Genomic DNA, 24886 nt, shown 5'->3' with positions numbered 1-24886 from the left:
CGCTGAGCACTGGGAAGGTTCGCGCAACGATGGCCGAAGAACCACCACATCAAGACAGCGCGCGCGGCTTTGCCCGCCAGCAATTGGATGATGCTCTTTGCGCTTGTCGTGATGGCTGGAAAATTCTGCGCCGCAAAGGCCCTTCGCAGCTTCAGTTCTGGTTTATCGCACTTTTGATTGGCATCGCCGCAGGTCTGGCCGCGCTGTTGTTTCGTAAGGGCATCGGCGTCATTCAAGGCATCGTTTATGACGCCAAGGACGTGCGTGGCCTGCAAGAGTTCGTCACCGATCTGGAGTGGTATTGGATCGTCCTGATCCCCATTATCGGCGGGCTTTTGACGGGCTGGATATTGCACCTGTTTACCGATGACGGGCGCGTCCGCTCGGTCGCGGATGTGATTGAGGGCGCGGCTCTCAATGATGGGCGGGTCGAAAAACGCGCTGGTCTGGCCTCCGCTGTGGCCTCGATGATCACGCTTGGCACTGGCGGATCATCCGGTCGCGAGGGGCCAGTTGTCCACCTTGCGGCAGTGATTTCCAGTTGGGTTTGCGGGGTGATCAAAGCCGATGGCATCACCGGGCGCGACTTGTTGGGCTGCGCCGTGGCTGCGGCTGTTTCCGCCTCGTTTAACGCGCCGATTGCCGGGGCATTATTCGCGCTAGAAGTGGTGCTGCGCCACTTTGCAGTGCACGCTTTTGCGCCCATCGTGATTGCCAGCGTCGCAGGGACGGTGATCAATCGGCTGGCGTTTGGCGACGTCACCGAGTTTGTGCTGCCCATGTCCAACAGCCTTGATTTCTATGTAGAACTTCCTGCTTTCTTGTTGCTGGGCCTTGTGTGTGGCCTGATTGCTGTGGCCTTTATGCGCGCGGTATTTTGGGCGGATGACATCGGCACCTATATCCAAGACCGCACCGGAATGCCCCGCTGGCTGCGCCCGGCTTGTGCAGGCGCGTTGCTGGGTGGCATGGCGATCTGGTTTCCCCATATTATCGGGGTCGGCTACGGCACGACCTCGGCCGCGCTTACCGGTGAATTGGTGCTGCATGAGGCGGTGATTTTTGCGATCCTTAAGGTGATTGCCGTCGCCATCACTATGGCGGGGCGCATGGGTGGTGGGGTGTTTTCGCCGTCCTTGATGCTCGGCGCGTTAACCGGCCTGGCGTTTGGTGGCATCGCGACTGGAATTTTCCCCAATGTCTCCGGTTCCGAGACACTTTATGCGCTGGCGGGCATGGGCGCTGTCGCCGCTGCCGTGTTGGGCGCGCCAATCTCGACCACGTTGATTGTGTTTGAGCTGACGGGAGATTGGCAAACTGGCATTGTGGTGATGGTGGCGGTGTCGATGTCCACGGCACTGGCGGGCAGCCTCGTGGATCGCTCATTCTTCCTCACCTTGATCGAGCGGGCAGGGGTGCATCTGGCCGCAGGGCCGCAGGCCTATCTTTTGTCGATGTTTCGCGTGGCCAATGTGATGCGCGGCGGGGATCATCCCGACGGGGCTGAGGATGACGCCATCTGGGCCGCCATCGAGGCGGGGGTTTTCATCGACCCCAACGCCACGCTAGAGGATGCCATGCCGATATTCGAGCGCATCAATTGCCCCTTCATTCCCGTGGTCACGCTGGGCGAGGAAGGCGCGCCGCCAACCTTGCTGGGCGCGTTGTTCCAAGTGGATGCGCTGAAGCAATATAACCGCGCTTTGGCCGCGACGGCGGCGGAAGAACATTCATGAGGTGTGCGTTTTGAAGTTTGAACTTTGGCTGGCATTCGTGGCGACTTACACGGTGATCTCGATCATCCCCGGCCCCAGTGTGCTGATGGTTACAGGGCAGGCTTTGGCGCATGGTGGCAGGGCCGCTTTCTTGTGCATCCTAGGGGAGTTAACCGGCGGCGTGGTGCTGGTTGCTATGTCTTTATTCGGAGTGGGGGCGATCTTGGCTGCGTCGGCTCAACTGTTCCAAATGGTCAAATGGGCCGGTGTTTTCTACATGGCATATCTGGGTTATTGCCAGATCATCGAGGCACGCCGAGAGGGGCCAACCGCTCAGGCAAAGCTGGCGAAACCTGTAGGGCTATCAAGCGCGAAAGCAGGGTTCCTCACGGCAATTTTGAACCCCAAGGCAATCATTTTCTACGTGGCGTTTCTGGCGCAGTTTCTTGACCCCGAGGGCCACTTGGGGGTGCAATTCGCCATTGTCGTAACGACCTCCACCATCATAGTTGGCGGTGTTCTGGGGGCCTATGCTTTGCTCGCAGTGCAAGCGCGAAGATCGCTGCAAAGCCCCGTAATGAGGCGGCGCTTGGGGGTGGCGGGCGGTAGTTTTCTGATTGGCGGCAGCGTCTTTATGGCGACGACACGCTAGAGAAAACTGCGGTTTAAACCGCCTCTACGGTGACCTTATCAGCGTAGAATGCCAAATGGCCTGCAATAGCCTCCATGCCTGCAATCGGGGTCTCGTAAGACCACGCCGCATCCACGATCGGGCCGCTTTTGGCTTGCAATGTATAGTAGCTGGCGTCGCCCTTATGGGGGCAATGCGTGCTGTTCTCGGATTTGTCGAAAAATGCCATCGCCAGATCGGCGCGTGGAATGTAGATCACGGGGGCGTAGTCGCCTTCAATCAGCTCGATCACATTGCTGCTCTCGCCTAAGACGGCACCCGCCGCGCGGATCGAGTATTTGCCGGGCGCTGCGCGCAGTTCGATGTGATTGGCCATGGTATAGCGCCCCTATGTCGGATGTTGGTGTATGCTGAGCGCGCAACATGACAGCTTCGTGACAGTTTGGAAAGTCTTGTCTCACAAAGCTTGAGTTGCGCGGGTTAACCACTCCCTAGATTTCCCTTGCACATCAATCATTTGAAAGATTTTAGCGTGGTAGTCGTTGATCCAATCCCGCTCAAACGGGGCAAGCATATCCGCGGCAATCAGGCGGCGCTCAAATGGCACCCAGGTTAATGTCTCAAAGGAGAGCTGGTCGCGGTTGTCGCCCATCGGGGGGGCATTTTGCACAACAATCAGGTTTTCAATGCGGATCCCGAATGCGCCTTCGCGGTAATAGCCCGGCTCGTTGGACAAGATCATGCCGGGTTTTAAGGGCACTTCGGCGGTGCGGCTGATGCGCTGCGGGCCTTCATGCACGCAAAGATAGGCGCCAACCCCGTGGCCGGTGCCGTGGTCATAATCCAAGCCATGGCGCCACAATGGTGCGCGCGCCAGCGCATCCAGATCACGCCCCGCCGCACCGCGCGGGAAGCGGGCCAATGAGATGGCAATCATCCCCTGCAACACCAGCGTATAGCATTCCTGTTGCTCGCGGCTGGGCGTGCCCATGACCATGGTGCGGGTGATGTCAGTGGTGCCGTCCACATATTGCCCACCGCTGTCGACCAGTAACAATTCCCCGTCTTTGACTGCGCGATTGGTGGTTTCGGTGCAGCGATAATGCACAATCGCGCCATTGGGACCCGCGCCCGCAATGGTGTCAAAACTGATGTCTCGCAGGGCGTTGGTTTGTGCGCGCAGCCCTTCCAGTTTGGTCACAACCTCGATCTCGGTCAGGCCGGGGTTTTGTGCGTCGAGCCAGGCAAGGAAGTGGACCATCGCGTGAGCGTCGCGGATATGAGCGGTGCGGGTGCCTTCAATTTCGGTGGGGTTCTTGCAGGCTTTGGGCAGGATGCAGGGGTCATCTTCAAAGGCCACATCGGTGGTGAGGGATTGGGCAATGATCGCCGGGGCTGAAGATTTATCGACCCGTACCAAGCCGGTTAGTGCCGCAATTTTTTGCAGCAAGGGCGTGGAGGGGTGGATGCGAATATCGGGTCCCAGATGCTCACCGATTTCCGAGAGTTTCTCCGCAGATACAAACAGATCGACACTGGCGTCATCGTGCAGGATGGCAAAGCAATGTGGGACAGGGTTGCGTTGAATATCTGTGCCACGAATGTTGAGCAGCCACGCAATGCTGTCGGGCAGGGTCAGGATGGCGGAGGTCTGATTGCTCTCTCTTAGAGTTGCCGCTAGCCGCGCGCGCTTGTCGCCATGTGCCTCGCCAGACAACTCAAGCGGGTGCACCATAATTGTGCCCATTGGCGGGGCAGGGCGGTCTGGCCAAATCCGGTCCACCAAGTTATCGGTCTCGACCAAAGTGACGCCTGCATCACGGATCGCCTCGACCTCTGAGGTGGTGTGCAGCCACGGATCATAGGCCATTTTATGCGAGGTTGGCAGATGCTCCTTTAACCAAGGTCCGGGTTTGGTTTCAGGCCATGCGACGGGGGTGAAATGGGCCGTGTCGATTTGGGTTTTGACCTGAACCCGGTAGCGCCCGTCGATGAATACCCCTGCGATATTGGTGAGGGCTGCGCAAAACCCGGCAGAGCCCGTGAAGCCCGTGAGCCATGCCAAACGGTCGTCAGCGGGGGCCACATATTCGCCTTGGTGGGCGTCGGCGCGGGGGATCAGGAAGCCGTCAAATCCGTGCCGTTCTAATTCTTTTCGGAGGGCCGTGAGGCGCGGTGGCCCTTGGTCAGGCGAGGTGGCGTCTTGGAAAGTTTGGAACATGGGTTTGCCTTGCACGGAGGTGTCGGTGTCACGGTGGGAGGATTTGAGTGTGGCTGCAAGTGGAAAGGAGTGGTTTCGCAGCGCCTTCGGCACTGCGACCAGCTGGGGCGCTGCCCCAGACCCCGGGATATTTATAGAACAATGATAGGGAAAGGCGCTGATTTAGCTGGCGCGCTTCATCCCCATGACGCGGGCACGGGCACGCGGGTCGCTGTCAAATAAGGCTGCGAGTTGTTCGGTCATTGCGCCAGCCAATTGTTCGACATCTGTAATTGTAACCGCGCGGTCGTAGTAGCGCGTTACGTCGTGGCCGATGCCAACTGCGATCAGTTCCACAATTTTGCGTTTCTCCACCATGGCGATCACATTTCTTAGGTGTTTTTCTAGGTAATTCGCGGGGTTAACGGACAAAGTTGAATCGTCTACCGGGGCACCATCAGAGATCACCATGAGGATTTTTCGGGCCTCCGGGCGGCCCGCCATGCGACGGTGTGCCCATTCAAGTGCTTCGCCGTCGATGTTCTCTTTTAACAAGCCCTCTTTCATCATCAAGCCAAGGTTGTCGCGGGATCGGCGCCATGGGGCGTCGGCGGATTTGTAGATGATGTGGCGTAAATCATTGAGGCGGCCGGGTTGCTGCGCGCGGCCCTCGGCCAGCCAGTTTTCGCGGCTGATGCCACCTTTCCATGCGCGGGTGGTGAAGCCGAGAATTTCGGTTTTCACTTGGCAGCGCTCCAGCGTGCGCGCCAAAACATCGGCACAAATTGCGGCGATGGAAATCGGGCGACCGCGCATTGAGCCGGAGTTATCAATCAACAACGTCACGCAGGTGTCGCGAAATTCGGTGTCTTTTTCGATCTTGAACGATAGTGGCGTCGTCGGGCTGACTACCACACGCGCAAGGCGGCCAGCATCCAAAATCCCCTCTTCGAGATCAAATTCCCACGAGCGGTTTTGTTGCGCTTGCAGGCGGCGTTGCAGCTTGTTGGCCAGTCGCGAAACGGCGCCTTTCAACGGGTCAAGCTGCTGATCTAGATAGGCGCGCAGGCGTTCCAGCTCTTGCGGGTCGGCCAAATCTTCGGCGCGAATTTCTTCGTCATATTCAGTTGAATACACCTGATATGTCGGGTCTGCATCGGAGTGGGGCGCGGGGGGCGGCGGGTCCATCGGGGCCTCGCCCTCGGGCATCTCGGCCTCTTCGCCCATCTCGGCGTCGGCCATATCGTCCAGTTGCACGGTGGCAGAGGAGGCGTCGTCTTGTTGCTCTTGCGACTGCTCGGCAGAGGCGTCTTCATCCTCGCCGTTGTCCTCTTTGTCGGGGCTGGCGTCGTCGTCTTGATCGGTGTCTTGGTCGTCTTGCGACGCCTCGTCCTCTTGGTCTTCATTGATGTCGTCGGGGTCTTCGCCCAACTGATCACCATAGCCCAAATCGTCAATAATCTGGCGTGCAAATTTGGCAAAACTGGTCTGATCGGCCAGCACCTCTTGCAGGTTTTCCAGCGTGCCACCTGCGGCCCCTTGGATGAAATCCTTCCACAGGTTCATCACATTGGAGGCTTCTGGCGGCAGGTCGCGGCCCGTGGCCAAATGGCGAATCAAATAGCCCGCAGCGACCGCGAGCGGCACCTGACCGGCCTCGGTAACCTGACCATAGCCCTTGCGGCTGGCCTCTTCGCCAATTTTGGCGTCGATATTGCTTGCAGTGCCGGGCATGGCGCGTGCGCCCATGGCCTCGCAGCGCGCGGTTTCCATTGCGTCATACAGATCACGCGCCATGTTGCCCTGCGGCAGGTAGCGGTTGGCAGTGGTGTCATTATGAAAGCGTCGGCGCATGGCAAAGGCATCCGCCGTGCCGCGTGCCAGCAATACCTCGGCGCGGGTCATCCGGCGCGTGACCTGCGGCAGACGCATTTGATCATCGGTCATTCCCGGAGGGTCAACCGAAAAGGCGACGCCCAGCTCCGGGTCATTGGCCAGCGTTTTCGTGGCCTCTACAAGGGCCTTTTTGAACGGGTCGGCGGGGTTGTCGTTTGGCTTGCTCATGCGGCGGTCCCCTGTTCGTGTGCACCCAAATTACTGCGCCCCGTTGCGATGTCAAAAAGGACGTCGACATGGACATCCAATGCGTCAAGCACGCGGTATCCGGGGTCTTGGTCGTTAAAGGCAAGGTTCAAATCTGTCCCCGCCAAAACAACCGCATCGGCCCCTTGGTTTTCAATCATTTTGCGCCCGGCAGTAAAGAACCGTTGGCGTTGTGCGTCAGAGCAAATACCACTCACTGCGACGTCGCGGTAGCTGGCCCCTAAGTCGACAAGATCCTCACGGGGGGCGACGGCTTCTGTCTGGGTTAACTGGCCGTATAATTTGGTGCGCATGACGACTTCGGTGCCCAGTAAGCCGACCCGTTTCAGGCCCTGTTCGGCGAAGTAAGCATCCAATGGGGTAATGGCGCTCACCAGTGGCAACGAGGACAAAGGCACCGTCTCGTCAAAGCAAAAATGCCCGCCTAAAGAGGTGATCGCCACGCAGTCGGCACCAGCGGCTTTTAGCTGGTCAATATGGCGCGCATAAATTGCCGCTTGGGCGTCGCGCGCATCAGTGAGGTTGTTTGCAATCAAGTCTTGCACATTGGCATGGGTGATCGTGATGTCGATGTGGACACCAGCTTTACGGGCTAGGTCCGTCAGGCGTTGGTAATACACAACAGTCGCCGCTGGCCCGATCCCGCCGATCAATCCGATATGCATGTGCAGCCCTCCCGAGGCATCACCCCAAGCTCACGCTCGCAGCGCTCTCAGGCAGTTCCTCGTCAAAGCAACGCTGATAGAACTCGGCTACGATTTCGCGCTCCAGCTCGTCGCATTTGTTCAAGAAGCTCAGGCGGAAGGCATAGCCTACATCGTTGAAGATCAACGCGTTTTGCGCCCAAGTGATGACGGTTCTTGGTGACATTAGCGTGGATAAATCGCCGTTCATGAAGGCGGTCCGCGTCAGGTCTGCGACGGTGACCATCTGCGCCACGGTCTTGCGGCGTTCTTCTGTGTTGTAGAACGGGTTTTTGGCCAGCACGATGGCGGCCTCTGCATCGTGGGACAGGTAGTTCAGCGTCGCGACCAGCGACCAGCGGTCCATCTGGCCTTGGTTGATCTGCTGCGTGCCGTGGTACAGGCCCGTGGTATCGCCAAGACCCACCGTGTTGGCGGTGGCGAAAATGCGGAAAAACGGGTGTGGGCTGATGACTTTGTTTTGGTCCAGCAGCGTCAACTTGCCGTCCACTTCCAGCACGCGCTGGATCACAAACATCACATCGGCGCGGCCCGCATCATATTCGTCAAACACAATCGCAGTTGGATTGCGCAGCGCCCAAGGCAAGATACCTTCTTGGAATTCAGTAACTTGCACGCCGTCTTTCAGCTTGATGGCATCTTTGCCGATCAGGTCGATGCGTGAAATATGGCTGTCGAGGTTAACGCGCACACAGGGCCAGTTCAGGCGGGCGGCGACCTGCTCGATATGGGTGGATTTACCCGTGCCGTGATAGCCTTGGATCATCACGCGACGGTTGTGGGTAAAGCCCGCAAGGATCGCCAACGTGGTGTCGTGGTCAAACTTGTAGGTGCTGTCGATATCGGGCACGCGGTCGCTGCGATCAGCAAAGCCCTTGACCTTCATATCGCTGTCGATACCAAAAACCTCCCGAACCGAGATGTCCTCAGTGGGTTTTGCGTTCAAATCAATAGTGCCGTCAGCCATTTTCTCAAGTCCCTCAGAGTGTCCTAAACGGGATGCCTCAATTCTCAAGCAAGGGCAAGGGGAAGGCTTGATGGGCGGCAAAAATACGGTGAATTGAGGAGGCTCCGAGAGAGGGGGCTTCAGAGCGTTAAGATTTTGTTAACCTTAAGTGGCGACATTCTTTACCTGAACGTCACCCTAAATTCTGAATGGAAAACATCGTACTTTGTAATGAGTGAACTACCTATACTTTCAGGCCGCAGGATTCTCTTGGCGGAAGATGAAACCTTGATCGCGCGCTACCTGCAAAGGATTTTAGAGCAAGCGGGGGCGACGGTCACAGTCGTTCGGCGGGTTTCGCAGGTATTGGATCATGCCGGGCTTGGCTATGATTGTGCCTTGCTGGATGTTTCTTTGGAGGATGGGGATGTCTTCCCGGGGGCCGAAGTTTTGGCCAAAAATATCGTGCCGATTGTCTTTCACTCAGGCCATGACCAGCCCACGCTACGGATGCGGCAAGGCCTGCGCGCCCGATTGCTGGATAAACCCGCGCGTCCCCAAGAAATAGTACAAACGATCCAAGAGCAAATCGCCGATTTGGCCCAGATATCGAAGGCCACAGCAAGCTCAGGCACGGCTCTTGAAGTGCGGACGAGGGAGGGGTGAACATTTATGAATGAAACACTCAATTGCCAAAGCCGGCGCCAAATGGAAGACCTCTCTCACCGCGCGGCGCTGGCGCTGGATGCGGGAAAAATGGGCACATTCGAATGGGATGTGGTCGCTAGAATGGTTATGCCAGATGCAACCCTAAGTCACCTTTTCGGGCTGCCTTTGGGGCCAATATGTGAAAAAGATATTCTTAAATCCGTCCACCCCAACGACCTGCGGGATCTGCGCGCGGCGATTGAGCGAAGCTCCATTTATGATAAAGCCTACGACACAGCCTTCCGGATTCTGCGCGAGGGGCAGGTGGTTTGGGTTGGCGGACGCGGGCGGGTTGTAGAGCGTGACGCGACGGGGGCGCCGTTGCGGATGCTCGGCGTTAACTGGGATATGTCTGAGGTAAAGCAAAACGAAACACACCAGCGCAATTTGGTGTTGGAAATGAACCACCGGATAAACAACAGCTTTGCCTTGATGGAGGCTTTGATTGCCTTCGGTCAGGACGCGTTCGAGACGCGTGATGCTTTTTCACAGGCGCTGAGCAACCAAATTCATGCTCTGTCCGACGCCCATATTCTGGCCAGTGACCATATGCTTCACCAATCCACGAACATGCAGGTTCTAGGGGTGAAGCAGGTCTTTGCGCGGGCCCTTCGACAGGTTCCGAAAGAAAACCTGATGATGCAGGTGCCCGACGTGATGGCGATCCATTGTCGTGATGCGGCGGCCCTGTCGATGATTGCCCATCAAATGGCAACGCGGCTTCCCAATGAAGGGCTTACTGGTAAAATTCACCTTACCGCGAAGGGGCTGCGCGATGGGTGGGCCGTTGTGAAATGGTGTGATGGGGCGGGGACCACCGAAGGCTCGGCAAAACCGCGTACACCGGATTTTATTCTGGATATCTGTTTGGAAAAGCTCGGAGGGCGCTTGCACCAGTACACCGCAGATGAAAACGGATGTGTTTTTGAGTTCGAGATACCGGTTTTGCGTAGGGCAGCCCCCTAAGCGGCCGCCCCACACTCACATTCCTTGGCCAAGGTCAGTCCGAGAAGTTGCGACTGTCCTTGATTTGATCCCAAGCCCAAACAACCTGCTGCAACTGGTCCTCGTCGGCGCGGTTGCCTCCGTTCATGTCAGGGTGCAAATCCTTGATTAGACCTTTGTATTTCTTGCGCAGGTCTTTCTTGCTCAAGTTCACGGTGCCTTCCAGAATTTCCAAAGCTTTGCGCTCGGAGGCAGGCAGCTTGCGCCCCGCGCCATTGGGGTTGCGTCCGGGGTTGCGAGTGGCGTTTTCACCCAGCACAGCCATTGGGTCATCCACGCCCAAACGGGACCACGCCTTTTGCTCCACACCCTTCTTCAGGGGCTTTGTTGGGCGTTCCCAAACCTTGTCCGCGGACAGTTGGCGCTCCATTTCCTCTTGCGTGTGGGTCTCGAAGAAGTTCCACTTCAAGTTGTACTCACGCGCGTGATCTTTGCAAAACCAGTAGAAATCATCCAGCACATCGGGTGATTTGGGCGCGCGGTACTGACCCGGCTCTTGGCATTCTGGGGCCTCACAGGTGCGCTGCGATGTCTCCACTGCGCCCGACATGCCACGGCGCCCTTTGGCGCGGCGTGCTTTGTCGGTCTTTGCTGACATGTTGAATTCAAATGGATCAAACGGGGGACGGGCCATAACTACACCTTTTCGACTCGGAATAGTCAGTTTAGAGTTTTGGCCAGTAAGGTGAAGGGGGTCAGGAACAAATATGAGTATAAAACAGCAGATTGTTGAAAACTTGAGCGCAGCTTTTACGCCAAGCCATCTGGAAGTGGTCGATGATAGCGAGAGCCACCGAGGCCACGCTGGTTTTCAGGAGGGTGGCGAGAGCCATTTCAACGTCGAGATCCGTGCGCAAGTTTTCGCCGATATGTCGCGTCTGCAACGCCACCGCGCGGTCCATGCAGCAATCGGGCCCGACCTGATTGGCCGAATCCATGCATTGGCTCTGGATATTTCCGCGTAAATCTACTCAGTCGTCTCACGCGAAGAGGACGCCATAGGACTGTCGTCCATGAACCCCTCGGAGGCGGGGCCTTCAGCCTCTGCCTCAACCTCGGGGCGCGTCAAAACCGGCTCGTCGCGCTGCGGCTCGCTGTAGGCTGGGGCAGGGGTCTGTTCAATATCTGCCACCGGCTGATCCTCAACCGCAGCTTCAACAGCGCGGCGAAACACCAATACAGAATGGTATTTCACGGTCTTGCCTGTTAGCCCTTGGCGCTCGTCGCTGGGCAGGGTCTCGGCGCGCTGGTATTCCCAGCCTTCCGCCGCCATCTCGTTTATCACATCGCCCAGTGTTGCGGCAAACTTGGCCTCAGGCCCTTTGACTTTGCGCGGTGCCTTGGACTTGCGTGGCGAAGCCACCACTTTGTATTCAAATGTCGTCATGGCAATCATCCCCTGTCACCCGAGGCCCCCGTTTACCGCGCCCATGGTCCCGCTGTCCAGACGTAGCGTACGCAGGCTTTGCCATTTGCTCATACATCGCCGCTAAACCCTGACCCCGGTACCAACGATCAAGACACATGGAACATGCGGCAGCTCGTGCAGGGTTGCTTGCGGTTTCGCGAAACTCAAGCCGCTGGCGTTAAAACCGCTGGGGGATCCGCATAGCCCGTGCCGTCTACCCTTGGTGGCGCCACCATCCCTATCCCTAGAAACGAGACACCTTCCCCCGACACGGCCCCCAAGCCGCTGGCGGGCGCAGGTGTGTTCAAGACCCTCTACATAGGCAAACCCCTTGTTAGAGGGCTTCTTGCTGCGCTACTAATGCGATTAACAACCGCATCATTTTGGGTTTAGCTTTTAGAAACTCGCTTAGGGAAATCCGTATTATGGGACCTCGTACACCATTGCTAATGTTGGTCGTAGTAACTGCTATTTCAGCATGTAAAGCGCCATCATCCGGCCCTCCAACACTTGATCAAAAACAGCCGGCTTCGGTGTCTGGGGCATCATCAAACGGGATTGCGTGGGAAAGCTATATTTCTATAAAAAACAGCCGTTCCCGAACCAAAGGGGCCTCTTCTATCACGCTGTCAAAAGCAACCAGCCTGTGTCGGGAAATATTGGCAAATGGCGGGTCACTGCGGCCCATTGTCCAGCGTGAGGGGCTTTTGATGCTGGGCTGGAAACACACTGGCCAGCCGAATGGGTATTGGTCTGTTTCGCAAAATGAATTCGACATCGACCGTCTGCTCGTATTTTATGACCGCTTGGGAAAAGTCCGAAATGTGACATTCTTCACCTCTCCCGGTTTTGCCGGAGGGTTGCAGTATTGGATGGAGCCTGATGAGGCTTGCAAACCTGGTGTTCTGCATTCAGATCGCGCGCGCATTGGGCCTACAAAAAGTCAGGCTTACCCTTTTTCCCCGCCTTCAAGTCACTAGGTTTCGGAAATTCCAGAACCCCGAGCACCAGCAGGAAATGTCGCCGCTTGATGAGCGCGAAGCCCCTACTGCTGAGGACAGCTTCAGGCAAAGCAAAGGAAATGGTAGCAGTGAATTTAGCCCCCTAAAGCCACTAGCCCGCCAGTTTTTTCGCCACCAATTGGTTCACCGCCTTGGGGTTGGCCTTGCCGCCCGTGGCCTTCATCACTTGGCCCACAAACCAGCCTGCCAGTTTGGGGTTCTGTTTGGCTTTCTCCACCTGCGCGGGGTTGGCGGCGATGATCTCGTCCAGTGCGGCCTCGATCGGGCCTAGGTCTGTGACCTGCTTCATGCCGCGTGCGTCAACGATCTTGGCGGGGTCGCCGCCCTCGCTATAGACGATCTCGAACAGGTCTTTGGCGATTTTTCCCGAGATGGCGTCGGATGCGATCAAATCGATAATCCCACCCAATTGCGCGGGCGAGACGGGGCTGTCCGCGATGGCTTTGTCGTCGTCTTTCTTAAGACGACCAAACAGCTCGTTGATCACCCAGTTCGCGGCGATTTTGCCGTCGCGCCCATTGGCGACCTCCTCGAAATAGGCAGCATCCGCCGTATCAGCAGTCAGCACCGAGGCATCATATTCCGACAGCTTGAATTCTTCCATAAACCGCGCGCGTTTGGCGTCGGGCAGCTCGGGCAGGGAGGCGGCGATATCATCGACCCATGACTGCTCAATCTCTAATGGCAACAGGTCAGGATCGGGGAAATAGCGGTAGTCATGCGCCTCTTCTTTGGAGCGCATGGAGCGTGTTTCGCCCTTGTCAGGGTCATATAGACGGGTCTCTTGGGCGACCTTGCCACCACCTTCAACAATTACGATTTGGCGACGCGCTTCGACCTCAATGGCTTGCTGGATGAAGCGCAACGAGTTCATGTTCTTGATCTCGCAACGGGTTCCCAAATGCGAGAAATCGCCACTTTCGCGGTACTTCTCATATTGGCCCGGCGTGCAAATCGACACATTCACATCGGCACGCATATTGCCGTTTTGCATATTGCCATCGCAGGTCCCCAAATAGCGCATGATTTGGCGCAGCTTGGACACAAAGGCGGCTGCCTCCTCGGGGCCACGAATATCGGGCATGGAGACGATCTCCATCAAGGCGACACCCGTGCGGTTCAGGTCCACAAATGACATTGTTGGGTCCATATCGTGGATGGATTTACCTGCGTCTTGCTCGAGGTGAATGCGCTCGATACGCACATTGCGCGCGATGCCATTGCCCATCTCGACCAGCACTTCTCCGATCCCAACAATCGGGTGGTAGAGCTGCGAAATTTGATAACCCTGCGGCAAATCAGGGTAGAAGTAGTTCTTGCGATCAAAGGCCGAATACAAGTTAATCTCGGCCTTCAAGCCCAGCCCCGTGCGCACGGCCTGTGCGATGCAGGCCTCGTTGATCACGGGCAACATGCCGGGCATGCCCGCGTCCACAAAGGCCACGTTGGAATTTGGCTCGGCGCCGAATTTGGTCGAGGCCCCGGAAAACAGCTTGGACTTTGTCGCGACCTGCGCGTGGACCTCAAGGCCAATAACCAGTTCCCAATCTTGCTTGGCACCGGCGATCACTTTGGGTTTCGGGGTCTCGTAGGTCAAATCAAGCATGCGCAGAACTCCAGATATGTCGTCCGCGTTCTAGTGAAATTTAGACGGGCGGGCAAGGTCGCAAAACCGATGCCCGCCCGCTTTGTTTACGCGAGGCGCGCGGTGGCGGGGTCCGAGCGGCGCAATGCACCCAGTGACAACAGATGTACGGTGATAAAGGTGCCGACAAAGAAGCTGGGGAACAGACCCAGGGGCCAAGCGTTAATGATGTTTGGCGCGTCCAGTGACAAGATGTGGATGAACCCGGCAGAGGTGATCACGCCTGTGAGCACGGCGATAATGAAGTCAACAAGCCCGATCACATTGGCGCGCATGACCAAGCGCCGCGCGTCGGGGCTGCCACGCTCTAACGCACGCAAGGCTTGCCAACCCGCGATGCCCGCCCAGATGTCGCCCAGGCCCGCGGGCAGGGCGAACTCCCAAGGTATCGCGCCTGCGATCCAGCCGACCAGAAACACCCCGCCCATGATGCGCGGGATTTGGTAGGCCATCAGCAGGCGTTGATCAAGGTCGTCGGTGAGCTGGCGACCGGTTTTGGTAAAGCGGGCCAACGCCCATAGGCCAAGCGCGCCGCCAAGCATCAAGACTAACACGTAAGGCGGCTCGGCTATGGTGGGCGGAGGCATGACATAGCCCTCGATGGTGGCCCAAGTGGCAAGGGTTTGCCAAAGCCCGATAAACACCGCGGTGACGCCAACGGCTTTGATCGTTTGGGGGAGTGGCAGGCGCGCGGTGGCGGCAGCAAAGCCGACCGCGCCCAAGGCGATGGCAGGCAGGAACGAGGTGAAGAAGCGCACGTAAGCTTCGAGGAAGAGGTCAAACACAGACATGGGGAGAATCCTAATTCAAATTACATAGTCACTATATAAAGAGTAGTTACTTCACAAAAGCAACGCCAATCTGTACGCTGATGCCTATGAAGAAAATTGACCGTGATAATTGCCCGATCCAACGGGCAACAAATGTGCTGAAGGACCAGTGGTCCGTGTTACTGATCCGTGAGTTCTTTTTGGAAGGAACGCGCCGGTTCTCGGACTTGCAAGGGCAGTTGAAATTGTCGCCCAACACCCTGTCCGACAGGCTCAAACGGCTGGAGCAGGCGGGCGTCATTGATCGCCATATCTATACCCAGCACCCGCCGCGGGCGCAGTACAAGCTGACCCCGAAAGGGCAGGCTCTGGCCCCGGTGATGGATGCGTTGTATGACTGGGGGGCGGCTCATACCCCTGATTTGAAAGCAAAATAGATGCGACCGCACCCGCTGCTTTGACGGTGTTATTTGGGCGAATTCATTTAGTTTTAGGTGGGAATGGGGTGCGTGCGGTCAGTTTGTTGCTCAATTGGAAACGATGCCGCGCCATTTTTAAATAAATTGTTGTCAGGGCAGGGTTTCTCTGCTTTGCCTTGTCGCCATGCGCTGTCACGCTTTCATATTTGCCGCTGTTTTCGCAGTTGGCCCTGCCTTTGCGCAGAGTGAACCGCCTAAGGTGAAACTCTTGGAAGGTGTAACGGAAGTTGCAAGCTCGGGTGGTGTGAGCCGCAAAACTATGCGCCCAAATCCAAGGCACGACCACATCCCGGCAGCGCGATGGGATTTTCGCCCCGAGGGCCGCTTGTGGACCCGCACGACGCTGGAGGCGCTTAAAGGGCATGGGCGGCCATTGCTGGAGATGGTGCCGCGCGACATGGATGACTGGTGTCCGGCATATGCAACGAATGATACGGACAAGCGTGCTGCGTTTTGGAACGGGTTCTTAAGCGCCCTCGCCAAACATGAAAGCACGTGGAAGCCTCGCGCGGTGGGGGGAGGCGGTTTGTGGTTTGGGTTAACTCAAATCCTGCCGGCCACCGCGCGGGGTTATAAATGCCGGGTGGGGACGGGCGCGGCGCTCAAGGATGGCTCGGCCAACCTAAGTTGCGCGGTGCGCATCATGGCCCACACAGTGCCGCGCGATAATGCCGTGGCGCGCAAAGCCAACGGCAAGCTGGGCGGGGTTGGCGCCGATTGGGGCCCGATGACCAAAGCCAAAAAGCGCCGCGAGATGGCGGGATGGTTGCGCGCGCAAACCTACTGTAAACGGCGCATTGATACCAAGCCCCTGCCGCGCCCCGAGGGCCTTGCCGCGGCGGTGTCGAAAGGCCAGGAGGTGGCTCAATCGCAGCCAATGGAGCAGCCTAAAGTGCTTGCGGATTAACGCGTCTTGCCGCGCCACATGATGAACAGGCCGGACAGCACAATCAGGCCTGATCCGGCAATCATCGGCGGGCTAAGTGTCTCACCAAACAACAAGACGCCTAAGCCGATGCCAAAGAGTAATCGGGTATAGCGAAACGGTGTCACCGCCGAGACCTCGCCGGTGCGCATGGCCTTCATCAGGCAGGCATAGGCTGCAACGCCCGACATGATTGCGCCCGCTAAATAGAGGCTGGTTGTGAGGTCCGGGCGCAAGAACGGCGCCCCCTGCCACAGCGCATACATAGCGCCGGAAAAAGCCAAGGCCAGAAAGCCGTAAAGCCCTAAAATCGCAGTGGAAAGTGCCGCAGGCGCGGCGCGGCTGGCAAGGTCACGGCCGGCAAAGCCAAGCATACCAATCACGGCCAAAATGGACAGGCTGGAAAAGCTCTCCGCGCCGGGTTGGACAATAACCAGCACGCCGATCAGGCCGATAAGTATTGCCAGCCACCTGCGCCATCCGACCTTCTCGCCAAAGACTATTGCTGCCCCCGCCACGACCACCAAAGGGGTGGCCTGCAAGATCACTGTGGCGGCGGAAAGCGGCGTCAGGGCAAGGGCAAGCACATAGAACAGCCGCCCGACGATCTCGAAACACACGCGGATGCGCATCGGGCGCGAGACCACATCGGCGGTGAATAACCGCTCTTTGTTGATCAAGGCGAGGGTGGCAAAAATCACGGCCCCGCCCAGCCCGAAAATCACCATGGTTTGACCAACAGGCAGCACCGCAGAGGCGGCCTTAATAAAGGTGTCTTCAACGGCAAAAATGGCCATGGCAGCGACCATCAGAATGCTGCCAGTCAGGTTCGCGCTACGGGTCGCAGTGTTGGGCATATGAGGTCCGGCTGTTAACGGCCACCCGATACATCAACGGAAGTGCCAGTGATGTAGCTCGCACCTTCTCCGAGTAAAAACAAGATCGTATGGGCGCATTCCTCGGCCTCGCCGGGGCGTTGCATCGGGACCAAATGGGCCAGATCATCACACCGGTCAGGCAGCCCGCCTTTGGCGTGGATCGCAGTCTCGATCAGGCCGGGGCGGATCGCCACAACGCGAACGCCGTCGCCCGCAACTTCGTCCGAGAGGCCCTTGGTGAAAATATCAATTCCGGCCTTGGTCGCGGCATAATCGACATATTGTCCCGCCGCTCCAAGCCGGGCGGCGGCAGAGCCGAGATTGACGATCACCCCGCCGTCGCCGCCATAGGCTTTCGACATGCGCAGCACACCTTGTTGCGCCACCATGATCGCGCCGATCAGGTTCACATCGACCATCCGGCGCAGGCGCTCGTAGGACATTTCATCGACGCGTTGTGGCTTGTCCACGATGCCCGCGTTGTTCACCAAGGCGTCCAATTGCGGGAAGGCGGCGTCGAATTGTTCGAAAATGCGCTCGACATCTTCGGGGTTCGCCACGTCGCCTTGAAACAGGTGAGTGATCGCGCCCTCTTGCTCGCACATCTGCGCGACCAGTTGCGCGCCCTTCACGTCTGAGTGGTAGTGGATGCCGATATCATAGCCGTATTTGGAGGCCAAAACAGCGGTCGCGGCCCCGATGCCAGAACTTGCGCCCGTGATGAGAATAGATTTTTTGCGCGCCATTATGGCCTCCGGTTTTATCGTGTGATGCTAGAGCTTGAATGCAAGCTTGATGTCGTCGATTGCGTCGCGTTGTCGGTCCGATAGCCGCCCGTCGCCGGTGGCCCCAATAACGCCGAGCACTTCCATCAAGGGGGCGACTTGTTCCGGCCCGCCGAGTTTGTACAGCTTGCGCGACAGGCGAGAGATCGTCTGCTCCGCCCCGCCGCATTGACCCATCAGCCAACGGCCCAGAACGGCCAGTTCTTCGGCATCGTTTAGGGTAACATGCGTGCTGTTCTGGAGGCCCTTTAGAAGTGCGATTTGCTGATCTTGAGAGGGCAGCTTGTCCAGCTCTATAAAGGCCACGGCGAGGGTGGCAATGGCAACTTTCGGGTCCTCGACATCCTCGGCCGGGTGGCGATTGGCGTTGCGCTTGAACCCGAACCGGCGCGCAGCAAGGCGCACATCATTTGCCGCCTCAATCAAATCACGGCCTGAATCGATCGGGCCACGCGTGCGAATGTAGTAGTAAATGGCGCCGCCAATGGCACCCAGAATGGCAAGAATAACTGGCATTTGATCTATCTCGTTAACTAGTTAAGGGTTCTTATAGTCAGGAGTCTGGCTAATTTATGTCCGCTAGGCTTCTAAAATGCGTGTGACCATTTCCAGCAGGTCGCCGCTTAGATTTGGCGAGGCTTTGATCCGGCTCAGCGCCTCGCGCATCATCGCTTGGCGGTCGGCGTCATAGCGTTTCCACGTCTCGAAACTGGTGGACATGCGTGATGCGGTTTGCGGGTTCATTGCGTCCAGCTTTATTAACCAATCCGCGAGCAAGGCGTAGCCTGAACCTCCCGCCTCGTGAAAGCCTGCCGTGTTGCCTGCCAACGCGCCAAATACCGCACGGAAGCGGTTGGGATTGGTCAGGGTGAAATCAGGGTGCTCGGTCAGGGATTTGGCCACAGCAGGGGCGGCGTCCAGCTTGGCATAACCGACCTGCATGGCGAACCATTTATCCAGCACTAAGCGGTCACCTTTCCACTGCTCGTAGAACGCGGCCGATGCGTCTTTGCCTATTTCCGCACGCAACAAGCAGCCAAGGGCGGCCAACTGTTGGGTCATGTTATCGGCAGCCTCAAATTGCGTGCGTGCCTGCGCGCCGCCATCAAGACGGCTCAGCAGCGCCAGCGCTACATTGCCCCAAGACCGCTTGCCCGCCGATGCTGCATCCGGCGAGAACGGGCCATCAACTTGGCACTCCGCATAGATGCGCGGCAACTGGTCTTGCATGGCCTGCGCGATGGATTGGCTCAGGGTTTGTGCGGTCAGATAAATCTTGGTCGGGTCCGGTGTTGCGCCCGCGTCAAACAATGTCTGCGCGATGTCGTCGCCCGAGGGTTGCGAGAAGACCAGCGCCTTGAAGGCGGGGTCTAATGTGGTGTCGCGCGCCACTTCGATCAGCGCATCAAGATAGGCCTGATCGGGCGTTGCATCTTCCGTCACCATGCAGATCATCACGTCCTTGGCCAACGCGCGGCCTGCTTCCCATTTGTTGAATGCATCGGTGTCATGGGCCAGTAAAAATGCGCGAGTGGCGTTATTTTGTTGGTGTTGCAAGATGATTGGCGCGGAAAAGCCGCGGTTGATTGAGGGCACGGGTTTTGCGCTAAGGCCCGTGAAGCGGAAGGCGTGGACCGCATCGGTGACTTCACAAATACGGCTTGGCTGGACTTCTTCGCCTGCGTCATTCAGCAGCCCAACAGCGATGGGGATCACTTTGGGGTCTTTGACTTCTTGGCCCGGCGTGGGTGGCGTCATTTGGGTGAAAGTCAGCGTGTAAGTGCCGTCTTTCCATGTGTCTTTAACCGTGACGCGCGGCGTGCCTGCTTGGGAATACCACAGGCTGAACTGCGCCAGATCGCGGCCTGTAATCTCTTCAAAACATGCCAGCCAATCCTCGATGGTGCAGGCTTGCCCGTCATGGCGGTTGAAGTACAAATCGCAGCCCTTGTAATAGGCCTCGTCGCCGATCAGGGTCTTGAGCATGCCGATGATCTCGGCGCCTTTCTCGTACACCGTGGCGGTGTAGAAATTGTTGATCTCGACAAAACTCTCAGGGCGAACGGGATGTGCCAATGGGCCATTGTCTTCACGAAATTGGCGCGCGCGCAGGGCAATAACGTCCTCGATGCGCTTCACTGCGGGGGAGCGCTCGTCGGAGGTAAACTGGCTGTCGCGATAGACCGTCAGACCCTCTTTCAGGCACAGCTGAAACCAGTCGCGGCAGGTGATGCGGTTGCCAGTCCAGTTGTGAAAATACTCATGCGCAATGATCGCCTCGATGCGCTCAAAATTGGCATCTGTGGAGGTCTCGGGGGACGCTAAAACGGCGGAAGAGTTAAAGATATTCAGCCCTTTATTTTCCATTGCACCCATGTTGAAATCATCCACGGCTACGATGTTAAACAGGTCCAGATCGTACTCGCGGCCATAGGTTTTTTCGTCCCACGCCATGCTACGTTTCAACGCATCCATGCCAAAGGCGCATTTGGGCAAATCGCCGGGGCGGACCCAAATATTCAGCTCGACTTGTTTGCCGGACATGGTGGTGAAGGTGTCGGGGTGGTTAACCAAATCACCCGCCACCAAGGCAAACAGATAGGCGGGCTTGGGCCATGGATCGTGCCACTTGACGTGCCCATGCTCATTGGTGCCCAATTCATTACCGTTCGACAGCTTGATCTTCTCCTCGCCCTCAATCGTGACGGTGAACACGGCCATCACATCGGGGCGGTCGGGGAAGTAGGTGATTTTGCGAAACCCCTCGGCCTCGCATTGGGTGCAATACATCGCGGACGACATATAAAGCCCCTCAAGCGCTGTGTTCGTGGAGGGGCTGATCTCGACCTCGGCCTCGAAAATGAACGGCGCGTCAGGCACCTGCGCGCTCAGGCCCAGATCGGTGATTTTGGGGCTGATGGCTTGCCCATTAATGGCTGCGCTGATTAGCTTTAGCTTCTCGCCATGCAGATAAAATGTGCGATCAGTGGCGTCAGGATTGGGTCGAAATGCAATGCGCGAGCGCACACGCGTGGCCGTTGGATGCAGGGTGAAATGTAGCTCCACACTGTCGATCAAATGGGACGGGGGCGTGTAATCTTTGAGGAAGATCGTGCGCGGATCGAGTGTTGTGGTGGCATCCGTCATGGGGGGGTCCTTAATCATAGGCGAAGACATGTGCAGATGCAGAGGGTAGGGCTGGGCCAAGGGCTGTGCAACTGCTTATGGCGGCTCATTTGAAAGTGCTTACAATAAAAATTGGTAATATTTTTGGACCAAGCTTGTTGCCTATCGGAAACTTTGTTTCTAGATAAGCACTAACAGATGGCTGGTGCCGTTGCGCCTTGCCTCACGCCAAGGGAGAATGTGATGACCACCCAAACCAATCGTATTGAGAAGAATGGCCTTCAAGTGGATGCCGAACTGGCGAAATTCATTGAGGCCGAGGCGTTGCCAGGCACGGGCGTCAGCCCCGAAATTTTTTGGGCGGGGTTGTCGCATCTTGCGCATGATCTTGGTCCAAAAAACCGCGAACTTTTGGCGGTGCGCGAGGCGATGCAAACCCAAATTGATGACTGGCATATTGCGCATCGAGGTGCTGCACATGACCAAGAGGCCTATACCGCCTTCTTGCGTGAGATCGGATATTTACTGCCTGAGGGCGATGATTTTGCCATCGAGACTGCGAATGTGGACCCTGAAATTGCAACGATCGCAGGTCCGCAACTGGTGGTGCCAATTACCAATGCGCGCTTTGCACTGAACGCGGCCAACGCGCGGTGGGGCAGCTTGTATGATGCGCTTTATGGCACCGATGCGATGGGTGATTTGCCGCGCAGTGGTGGGTTTGATGCGGCGCGCGGTGCACGGGTTGTGGCCTTTGCCAAGGCGCATTTGGATGACGCCGTGCCATTGTCTGGCGCCCAATGGGGCGACGTGACGGGCTTTGATCTGGACGGCACGGCGCTGGTTGTGCTTACCGCTGGCGGCAAGGTTGCGCTGACTGACGCGGCGCAGTTTGCGGGCTATAAGGATGGCTTTGGCGAGGTTTTATTCGTCAAAAACGGGTTGCATATTCGCGTGGTGGTTGACCGCGCCCACCAAATTGGCGCGACTGATCCGGCGGGCATTGCGGATGTGGTTTTGGAAAGCGCGCTGTCGACTATTATGGATTGCGAGGATTCCGTGGCGGCCGTGGATGGCGAAGATAAGGTCGTGGCCTATCGCAATTGGCTGGGCCTGATGAGGGGTGATTTGAGCCAGTCAGTGTCCAAGGGCGGTAAGAGTTTCGAGCGTGTTCTGGCAGATGATGTTGAGTTTATAACGCCTGCTGGCGGCGCGTTGGCGCTGAAAGGTCGCGCGCTGATGTTGGTGCGCAATGTTGGGCATCTGATGACCAATCCAGCGGTTCTAGATCGTGATGGCGGCGAGATCGGTGAAGGCTTGTTGGACGCGATGTGCACCACGTTGATTGCGATGCATGATCTGGCACGCGAGGGTGGCAACTCGGTTTGCGGCTCGGTTTATGTGGTGAAGCCTAAGATGCACGGGCCTGTGGAAGTGGCGTTTGCGGATGAGATTTTCACTGAGGTAGAGACGGTTCTTGGATTGGCTGCCAATACGGTGAAGCTTGGGATTATGGATGAGGAACGCCGCACATCGGCGAACCTTAAAGAGTGCATTCGTGCCGCGAGGTCGCGGGTGGCCTTCATCAACACCGGTTTCCTGGATCGCACTGGCGACGAGATACATACCTCAATGGAGTCTGGTCCGTTTCTGAAGAAAGGCGATATGAAAACAACGCCTTGGATCATTTCCTATGAGGACCGTAATGTTGATATTGGGTTGGCTTGCGGGTTGCAAGGACGCGCGCAGATCGGCAAGGGCATGTGGGCGATGCCGGATTTGATGGAGCAGATGTTAGAGGCCAAGATCGGGCATCCCAAATCAGGTGCCAACTGTGCGTGGGTGCCCTCGCCAACAGCCGCGACATTGCACGCCACGCATTACCACAAGGTGGACGTGTTTGGCGTGCAAGACGGTTTGAGGGCAGGTGGCGCGCGTGGCACATTGGCAGATTTGTTGACCATCCCGGTGGCGCATGGCCAAAACTGGTCTGATGAGGAGATTGCGCGCGAGATCGAGAACAATGCGCAAGGCATATTGGGATATGTGGTGCGTTGGATCGATGCGGGCGTTGGGTGCTCCAAGGTGCCCGATATCAATGATGTGGGCTTGATGGAGGATCGTGCGACATGCCGGATTTCATCGCAGGCTTTGGCCAATTGGCTGCATCATGGTGTGGTGTCTGAGGCGGCTGTGATGGATGCGATGCAGAAGATGGCAGGTGTTGTGGATCGTCAAAACGCGGGCGATGCGAGCTATGTGGCGATGGCGCCGGGCTTTGATGGGATTGCGTTCCAAGCGGCCTGTGATCTGGTCTTTAAGGGGCGGGTTCAGCCCTCGGGTTATACCGAGCCGGTGTTGCATGCACGGCGCTTGGAATTGAAAGCAAGTTAGTGTCGCCGCATCTTTGATGCGCCGATCCGCGGGGGCTAGCCCCCGCACCCCTAGGATATTTTTGGAACAATGATGGAGATGAGAGCATGGCTGGAATTTCACTGAATAAAGCGCGCACGATTGTGCGCAAAGCGATTGCCAAGGGGCATGAGTTGGAGATGAAGCCGTTATCGGTTGTGGTGTTGGATGCGGGCGGTCATGTGCAGGCGTTCGAGCGCGAAGATGGGGCCAGCCCGGGGCGTTTTGATATTGCGCGTGGCAAGGCTTATGGGGCGGTGATGTTGGGCATGGCTGGGGTGGCGCAGATGGCGCGGGCCGAGCAACAGGCCTATTTTATGAACGCGGTGAACGGGGTGTTTGGTGGTGCTGTGGTGCCGGTCCCGGGTGGCGTTTTGGTGCGTGACAAGCGCGGCGCGGTGATCGGGGCTGTGGGTGTGACGGGCGATAGCTCTGACAATGATGCGATTGCGGCGCTGGCCGGGATTGAAGCTGGTGGATTGGCTGGCGAGATTTAAATCTGGTCTTAGGGTTTTGCCGTTAGTCTTTATGTATTGGGCGCGCAGGGTGGCTGTGCGCGCCTGAGCCTCGACCGATGTGGTGACATGCGTTAGAGGTGGCAAAAGGGTTAACGGAGCAGAATTGATATGGCACGCCCAATTGTTGGCATTATTGGCAATACGTATCTTATTAACGATCAATATCCAGCCCATGCGGCAGGACGGATGAATTGCGAGGCGGTGGCGGAAGTGTCTGGTGCCGTGCCGTTTATTGTGCCTGCGGACCCTGAATTGGTCGATGTGGCGGATTTACTGGAGCTGTGCGACGGGTTTTTATTCACCGGTGGTCGCCCCAATGTGCACCCTGAAGAATATGGCGAGGCGGAGACCGAGGCGCATGGTGCGTTTGATCGCGCACGCGATGCGGTTGTGTTGCCGCTGATCCGCGCCTGTGTGGAGCGGGGCCAGCCTGTTTTGGGTGTGTGTCGCGGCTTTCAAGAGGTGAATGTGGCTATGGGTGGCTCGCTTTATCCTGAAATTCGCGATTTGCCGGGGCGTAGCAATCACCGCATGCCACCTGATGGGACGCTGGAAGAAAAGTTCGAGCTGCGCCATGCGGTCACGTTTACCGAAGGCGGCCCGTTTCACCGCCTGATGGGCGCGTGCGAGGTGATGACCAACACGCTGCACGGCCAAGGGATCAAAGAGCCGGGCGAGCGGGTGGTGATTGACGGGCTAGCGCCCGATGGCACGCCCGAGGCGATCTATATCAAAGATGCGCCGGGGTTTTGTCTGTCGGTGCAATGGCATCCTGAGTATCGCGCGGCGCAAGATCCGGTCTCGCGCCCTTTGTTTGAGGGGTTCGGGGCCGCGGCGAAAACATGGTCTGAGGGCGCACGTCCGCAACGGTTGAAGCTGGCTTGAGCGGGGGCGGCGTTGCCGTTC

The 24886-nt window shown here is 57.5% G+C and carries 24 protein-coding genes; 11 read left to right on the top strand and 13 right to left on the bottom strand.

What is annotated here, in order from left to right:
- Positions 1-29: 29 nt before the first annotated feature.
- Both AC3Y7R_RS06035 and AC3Y7R_RS06030 read left to right on the top strand, forming a co-directional pair.
- The gene (locus AC3Y7R_RS06035; RefSeq protein WP_490041122.1) at positions 30-1736 is read left to right on the top strand and encodes a chloride channel protein; all 1707 of its coding nucleotides are present in this window, start codon (positions 30-32) and stop codon (positions 1734-1736) included.
- 10 nt (positions 1737-1746) lie between these two features.
- Complete coding sequence (locus AC3Y7R_RS06030; RefSeq protein WP_490041121.1) at positions 1747-2367, top strand: LysE family translocator; 621 nt, start codon at positions 1747-1749, stop codon at positions 2365-2367.
- A gap of 13 nt (positions 2368-2380) precedes the next feature.
- Here the strand turns inward: AC3Y7R_RS06030 and AC3Y7R_RS06025 are convergent, their stop codons facing one another.
- The 5 genes from AC3Y7R_RS06025 to cobS form a co-directional block, all read right to left on the bottom strand.
- The gene (locus tag AC3Y7R_RS06025; RefSeq protein ID WP_490041120.1) at positions 2381-2722 is read right to left on the bottom strand and encodes a DUF427 domain-containing protein; all 342 of its coding nucleotides are present in this window, start codon (positions 2720-2722) and stop codon (positions 2381-2383) included.
- An 81-nt stretch (positions 2723-2803) separates the two neighbouring features.
- Positions 2804-4567, bottom strand: a complete 1764-nt coding sequence (locus AC3Y7R_RS06020; RefSeq protein WP_490041119.1) for an aminopeptidase P family protein — start codon at positions 4565-4567, stop codon at positions 2804-2806.
- A 162-nt stretch (positions 4568-4729) separates the two neighbouring features.
- Positions 4730-6610, bottom strand: coding sequence for a cobaltochelatase subunit CobT (cobT, locus tag AC3Y7R_RS06015; RefSeq protein WP_490041118.1), 1881 nt, complete (start codon positions 6608-6610; stop codon positions 4730-4732).
- A complete protein-coding gene (locus AC3Y7R_RS06010) occupies positions 6607-7314 on the bottom strand; it encodes an aspartate/glutamate racemase family protein (RefSeq protein ID WP_490041117.1) in 708 nt (235 codons plus the stop codon). The genes cobT and AC3Y7R_RS06010 overlap by 4 nt, the downstream gene beginning before the upstream one ends.
- A 19-nt stretch (positions 7315-7333) precedes the next feature.
- Positions 7334-8320: a cobaltochelatase subunit CobS gene (gene cobS / locus AC3Y7R_RS06005; protein ID WP_490041116.1), complete on the bottom strand. Its 987-nt coding sequence runs from the start codon at positions 8318-8320 to the stop codon at positions 7334-7336.
- Between the two features lie 249 nt (positions 8321-8569).
- Between cobS and AC3Y7R_RS06000 the strand changes: the two genes are divergently transcribed.
- Together AC3Y7R_RS06000 and AC3Y7R_RS05995 are read left to right on the top strand one after the other, a co-directional pair.
- Positions 8570-8965 (top strand): response regulator, encoded by a 396-nt coding sequence (locus AC3Y7R_RS06000; RefSeq protein ID WP_490041115.1) that lies wholly within the window; start codon positions 8570-8572, stop codon positions 8963-8965.
- A 6-nt stretch (positions 8966-8971) separates the two neighbouring features.
- On the top strand, positions 8972-9973 hold the full coding sequence (locus AC3Y7R_RS05995) for a PAS domain-containing protein (RefSeq protein WP_490041114.1): 1002 nt from the start codon (positions 8972-8974) through the stop codon (positions 9971-9973).
- 34 nt (positions 9974-10007) lie between these two features.
- Here the strand turns inward: AC3Y7R_RS05995 and AC3Y7R_RS05990 are convergent, their stop codons facing one another.
- On the bottom strand, positions 10008-10646 hold the full coding sequence (locus AC3Y7R_RS05990) for a J domain-containing protein (protein WP_490041113.1): 639 nt from the start codon (positions 10644-10646) through the stop codon (positions 10008-10010).
- A 73-nt stretch (positions 10647-10719) separates the two neighbouring features.
- On the opposite strand from AC3Y7R_RS05990, the gene AC3Y7R_RS05985 reads away from it, so the two are divergent.
- Positions 10720-10977, top strand: a complete 258-nt coding sequence (locus AC3Y7R_RS05985; protein ID WP_490041112.1) for a BolA family protein — start codon at positions 10720-10722, stop codon at positions 10975-10977.
- Positions 10978-10979: 2 nt separating this feature from the next.
- On the opposite strand, the gene AC3Y7R_RS05980 is transcribed toward AC3Y7R_RS05985, so the two are convergent.
- On the bottom strand, positions 10980-11399 hold the full coding sequence (locus AC3Y7R_RS05980) for a DUF4177 domain-containing protein (protein WP_490041111.1): 420 nt from the start codon (positions 11397-11399) through the stop codon (positions 10980-10982).
- A gap of 404 nt (positions 11400-11803) precedes the next feature.
- Here AC3Y7R_RS05980 and AC3Y7R_RS05975 point away from each other — a divergent pair, with 404 nt between their 5' ends.
- Positions 11804-12400 (top strand): hypothetical protein, encoded by a 597-nt coding sequence (locus AC3Y7R_RS05975; protein ID WP_490041110.1) that lies wholly within the window; start codon positions 11804-11806, stop codon positions 12398-12400.
- 133 nt (positions 12401-12533) lie between these two features.
- Here the strand turns inward: AC3Y7R_RS05975 and gatB are convergent, their stop codons facing one another.
- On the bottom strand, positions 12534-14048 hold the full coding sequence (gene gatB / locus AC3Y7R_RS05970) for an Asp-tRNA(Asn)/Glu-tRNA(Gln) amidotransferase subunit GatB (protein WP_490041109.1): 1515 nt from the start codon (positions 14046-14048) through the stop codon (positions 12534-12536).
- Positions 14049-14134: 86 nt separating this feature from the next.
- The gene (locus AC3Y7R_RS05965; RefSeq protein ID WP_490041108.1) at positions 14135-14878 is read right to left on the bottom strand and encodes a DUF8737 domain-containing protein; all 744 of its coding nucleotides are present in this window, start codon (positions 14876-14878) and stop codon (positions 14135-14137) included.
- An 86-nt stretch (positions 14879-14964) separates the two neighbouring features.
- On the opposite strand from AC3Y7R_RS05965, the gene AC3Y7R_RS05960 reads away from it, so the two are divergent.
- Both AC3Y7R_RS05960 and AC3Y7R_RS05955 read left to right on the top strand, forming a co-directional pair.
- Complete coding sequence (locus tag AC3Y7R_RS05960; protein ID WP_490041107.1) at positions 14965-15294, top strand: winged helix-turn-helix transcriptional regulator; 330 nt, start codon at positions 14965-14967, stop codon at positions 15292-15294.
- 250 nt (positions 15295-15544) lie between these two features.
- The gene (locus tag AC3Y7R_RS05955; RefSeq protein WP_490041106.1) at positions 15545-16243 is read left to right on the top strand and encodes a transglycosylase SLT domain-containing protein; all 699 of its coding nucleotides are present in this window, start codon (positions 15545-15547) and stop codon (positions 16241-16243) included.
- Here AC3Y7R_RS05955 and AC3Y7R_RS05950 read toward each other — a convergent pair.
- From AC3Y7R_RS05950 to pepN, 4 genes are all read right to left on the bottom strand, one after another.
- A complete protein-coding gene (locus AC3Y7R_RS05950) occupies positions 16240-17118 on the bottom strand; it encodes a DMT family transporter (RefSeq protein WP_490041105.1) in 879 nt (292 codons plus the stop codon). The two genes, AC3Y7R_RS05955 and AC3Y7R_RS05950, sit on opposite strands and share 4 nt — an antisense overlap.
- 14 nt (positions 17119-17132) lie before the next feature.
- Positions 17133-17885 carry an SDR family oxidoreductase gene (locus tag AC3Y7R_RS05945; RefSeq protein ID WP_490041104.1) on the bottom strand — a complete coding sequence of 251 codons (753 nt, stop codon included), beginning with the start codon at positions 17883-17885 and terminating at the stop codon, positions 17133-17135.
- Positions 17886-17912: 27 nt separating this feature from the next.
- Positions 17913-18440: a hypothetical protein gene (locus tag AC3Y7R_RS05940; protein ID WP_490041103.1), complete on the bottom strand. Its 528-nt coding sequence runs from the start codon at positions 18438-18440 to the stop codon at positions 17913-17915.
- A gap of 63 nt (positions 18441-18503) precedes the next feature.
- Positions 18504-21071, bottom strand: coding sequence for an aminopeptidase N (gene pepN / locus AC3Y7R_RS05935; RefSeq protein WP_490041102.1), 2568 nt, complete (start codon positions 21069-21071; stop codon positions 18504-18506).
- Between the two features lie 222 nt (positions 21072-21293).
- Between pepN and AC3Y7R_RS05930 the strand changes: the two genes are divergently transcribed.
- The 3 genes from AC3Y7R_RS05930 (at position 21294) to AC3Y7R_RS05920 (ending at position 24865) form a co-directional block, all read left to right on the top strand.
- On the top strand, positions 21294-23444 hold the full coding sequence (locus AC3Y7R_RS05930; protein WP_490041101.1) for a malate synthase G: 2151 nt from the start codon (positions 21294-21296) through the stop codon (positions 23442-23444).
- An 86-nt stretch (positions 23445-23530) separates the two neighbouring features.
- Positions 23531-23959 (top strand): GlcG/HbpS family heme-binding protein, encoded by a 429-nt coding sequence (locus AC3Y7R_RS05925; protein WP_490041100.1) that lies wholly within the window; start codon positions 23531-23533, stop codon positions 23957-23959.
- A gap of 129 nt (positions 23960-24088) precedes the next feature.
- Positions 24089-24865, top strand: a complete 777-nt coding sequence (locus AC3Y7R_RS05920; protein WP_490041099.1) for a gamma-glutamyl-gamma-aminobutyrate hydrolase family protein — start codon at positions 24089-24091, stop codon at positions 24863-24865.
- Positions 24866-24886: the final 21 nt, after the last annotated feature.

This window comes from Litoreibacter sp. (assembly GCF_058136045.1).
This window is presented reverse-complemented; position numbering and strand designations above follow the sequence as displayed.

Excerpts from the sequence above, each read along its gene's own strand:
- AC3Y7R_RS06010 (WP_490041117.1), bottom strand. The coding sequence starts at position 7,314 with ATGCATATCGGATTGATCGGCGGGATCGGGCCAGCGGCGACTGTTGTG.
- AC3Y7R_RS05925 (WP_490041100.1), top strand. The coding sequence starts at position 23,531 with ATGGCTGGAATTTCACTGAATAAAGCGCGCACGATTGTGCGCAAAGCG.
- AC3Y7R_RS05930 (WP_490041101.1), top strand. The coding sequence starts at position 21,294 with ATGACCACCCAAACCAATCGTATTGAGAAGAATGGCCTTCAAGTGGAT.
- AC3Y7R_RS05950 (WP_490041105.1), bottom strand. The coding sequence starts at position 17,118 with ATGCCCAACACTGCGACCCGTAGCGCGAACCTGACTGGCAGCATTCTG.
- AC3Y7R_RS06035 (WP_490041122.1), top strand. The coding sequence starts at position 30 with ATGGCCGAAGAACCACCACATCAAGACAGCGCGCGCGGCTTTGCCCGC.
- cobS (WP_490041116.1), bottom strand. The coding sequence starts at position 8,320 with ATGGCTGACGGCACTATTGATTTGAACGCAAAACCCACTGAGGACATC.
- AC3Y7R_RS05940 (WP_490041103.1), bottom strand. The coding sequence starts at position 18,440 with ATGCCAGTTATTCTTGCCATTCTGGGTGCCATTGGCGGCGCCATTTAC.
- gatB (WP_490041109.1), bottom strand. The coding sequence starts at position 14,048 with ATGCTTGATTTGACCTACGAGACCCCGAAACCCAAAGTGATCGCCGGT.
- AC3Y7R_RS05965 (WP_490041108.1), bottom strand. The coding sequence starts at position 14,878 with ATGTCTGTGTTTGACCTCTTCCTCGAAGCTTACGTGCGCTTCTTCACC.
- AC3Y7R_RS06025 (WP_490041120.1), bottom strand. The coding sequence starts at position 2,722 with ATGGCCAATCACATCGAACTGCGCGCAGCGCCCGGCAAATACTCGATC.
- AC3Y7R_RS05980 (WP_490041111.1), bottom strand. The coding sequence starts at position 11,399 with ATGACGACATTTGAATACAAAGTGGTGGCTTCGCCACGCAAGTCCAAG.
- AC3Y7R_RS05990 (WP_490041113.1), bottom strand. The coding sequence starts at position 10,646 with ATGGCCCGTCCCCCGTTTGATCCATTTGAATTCAACATGTCAGCAAAG.
- cobT (WP_490041118.1), bottom strand. The coding sequence starts at position 6,610 with ATGAGCAAGCCAAACGACAACCCCGCCGACCCGTTCAAAAAGGCCCTT.
- AC3Y7R_RS05960 (WP_490041107.1), top strand. The coding sequence starts at position 14,965 with ATGAAGAAAATTGACCGTGATAATTGCCCGATCCAACGGGCAACAAAT.
- AC3Y7R_RS05945 (WP_490041104.1), bottom strand. The coding sequence starts at position 17,885 with ATGGCGCGCAAAAAATCTATTCTCATCACGGGCGCAAGTTCTGGCATC.
- AC3Y7R_RS05920 (WP_490041099.1), top strand. The coding sequence starts at position 24,089 with ATGGCACGCCCAATTGTTGGCATTATTGGCAATACGTATCTTATTAAC.
- AC3Y7R_RS06020 (WP_490041119.1), bottom strand. The coding sequence starts at position 4,567 with ATGTTCCAAACTTTCCAAGACGCCACCTCGCCTGACCAAGGGCCACCG.
- AC3Y7R_RS05995 (WP_490041114.1), top strand. The coding sequence starts at position 8,972 with ATGAATGAAACACTCAATTGCCAAAGCCGGCGCCAAATGGAAGACCTC.
- AC3Y7R_RS05985 (WP_490041112.1), top strand. The coding sequence starts at position 10,720 with ATGAGTATAAAACAGCAGATTGTTGAAAACTTGAGCGCAGCTTTTACG.
- pepN (WP_490041102.1), bottom strand. The coding sequence starts at position 21,071 with ATGACGGATGCCACCACAACACTCGATCCGCGCACGATCTTCCTCAAA.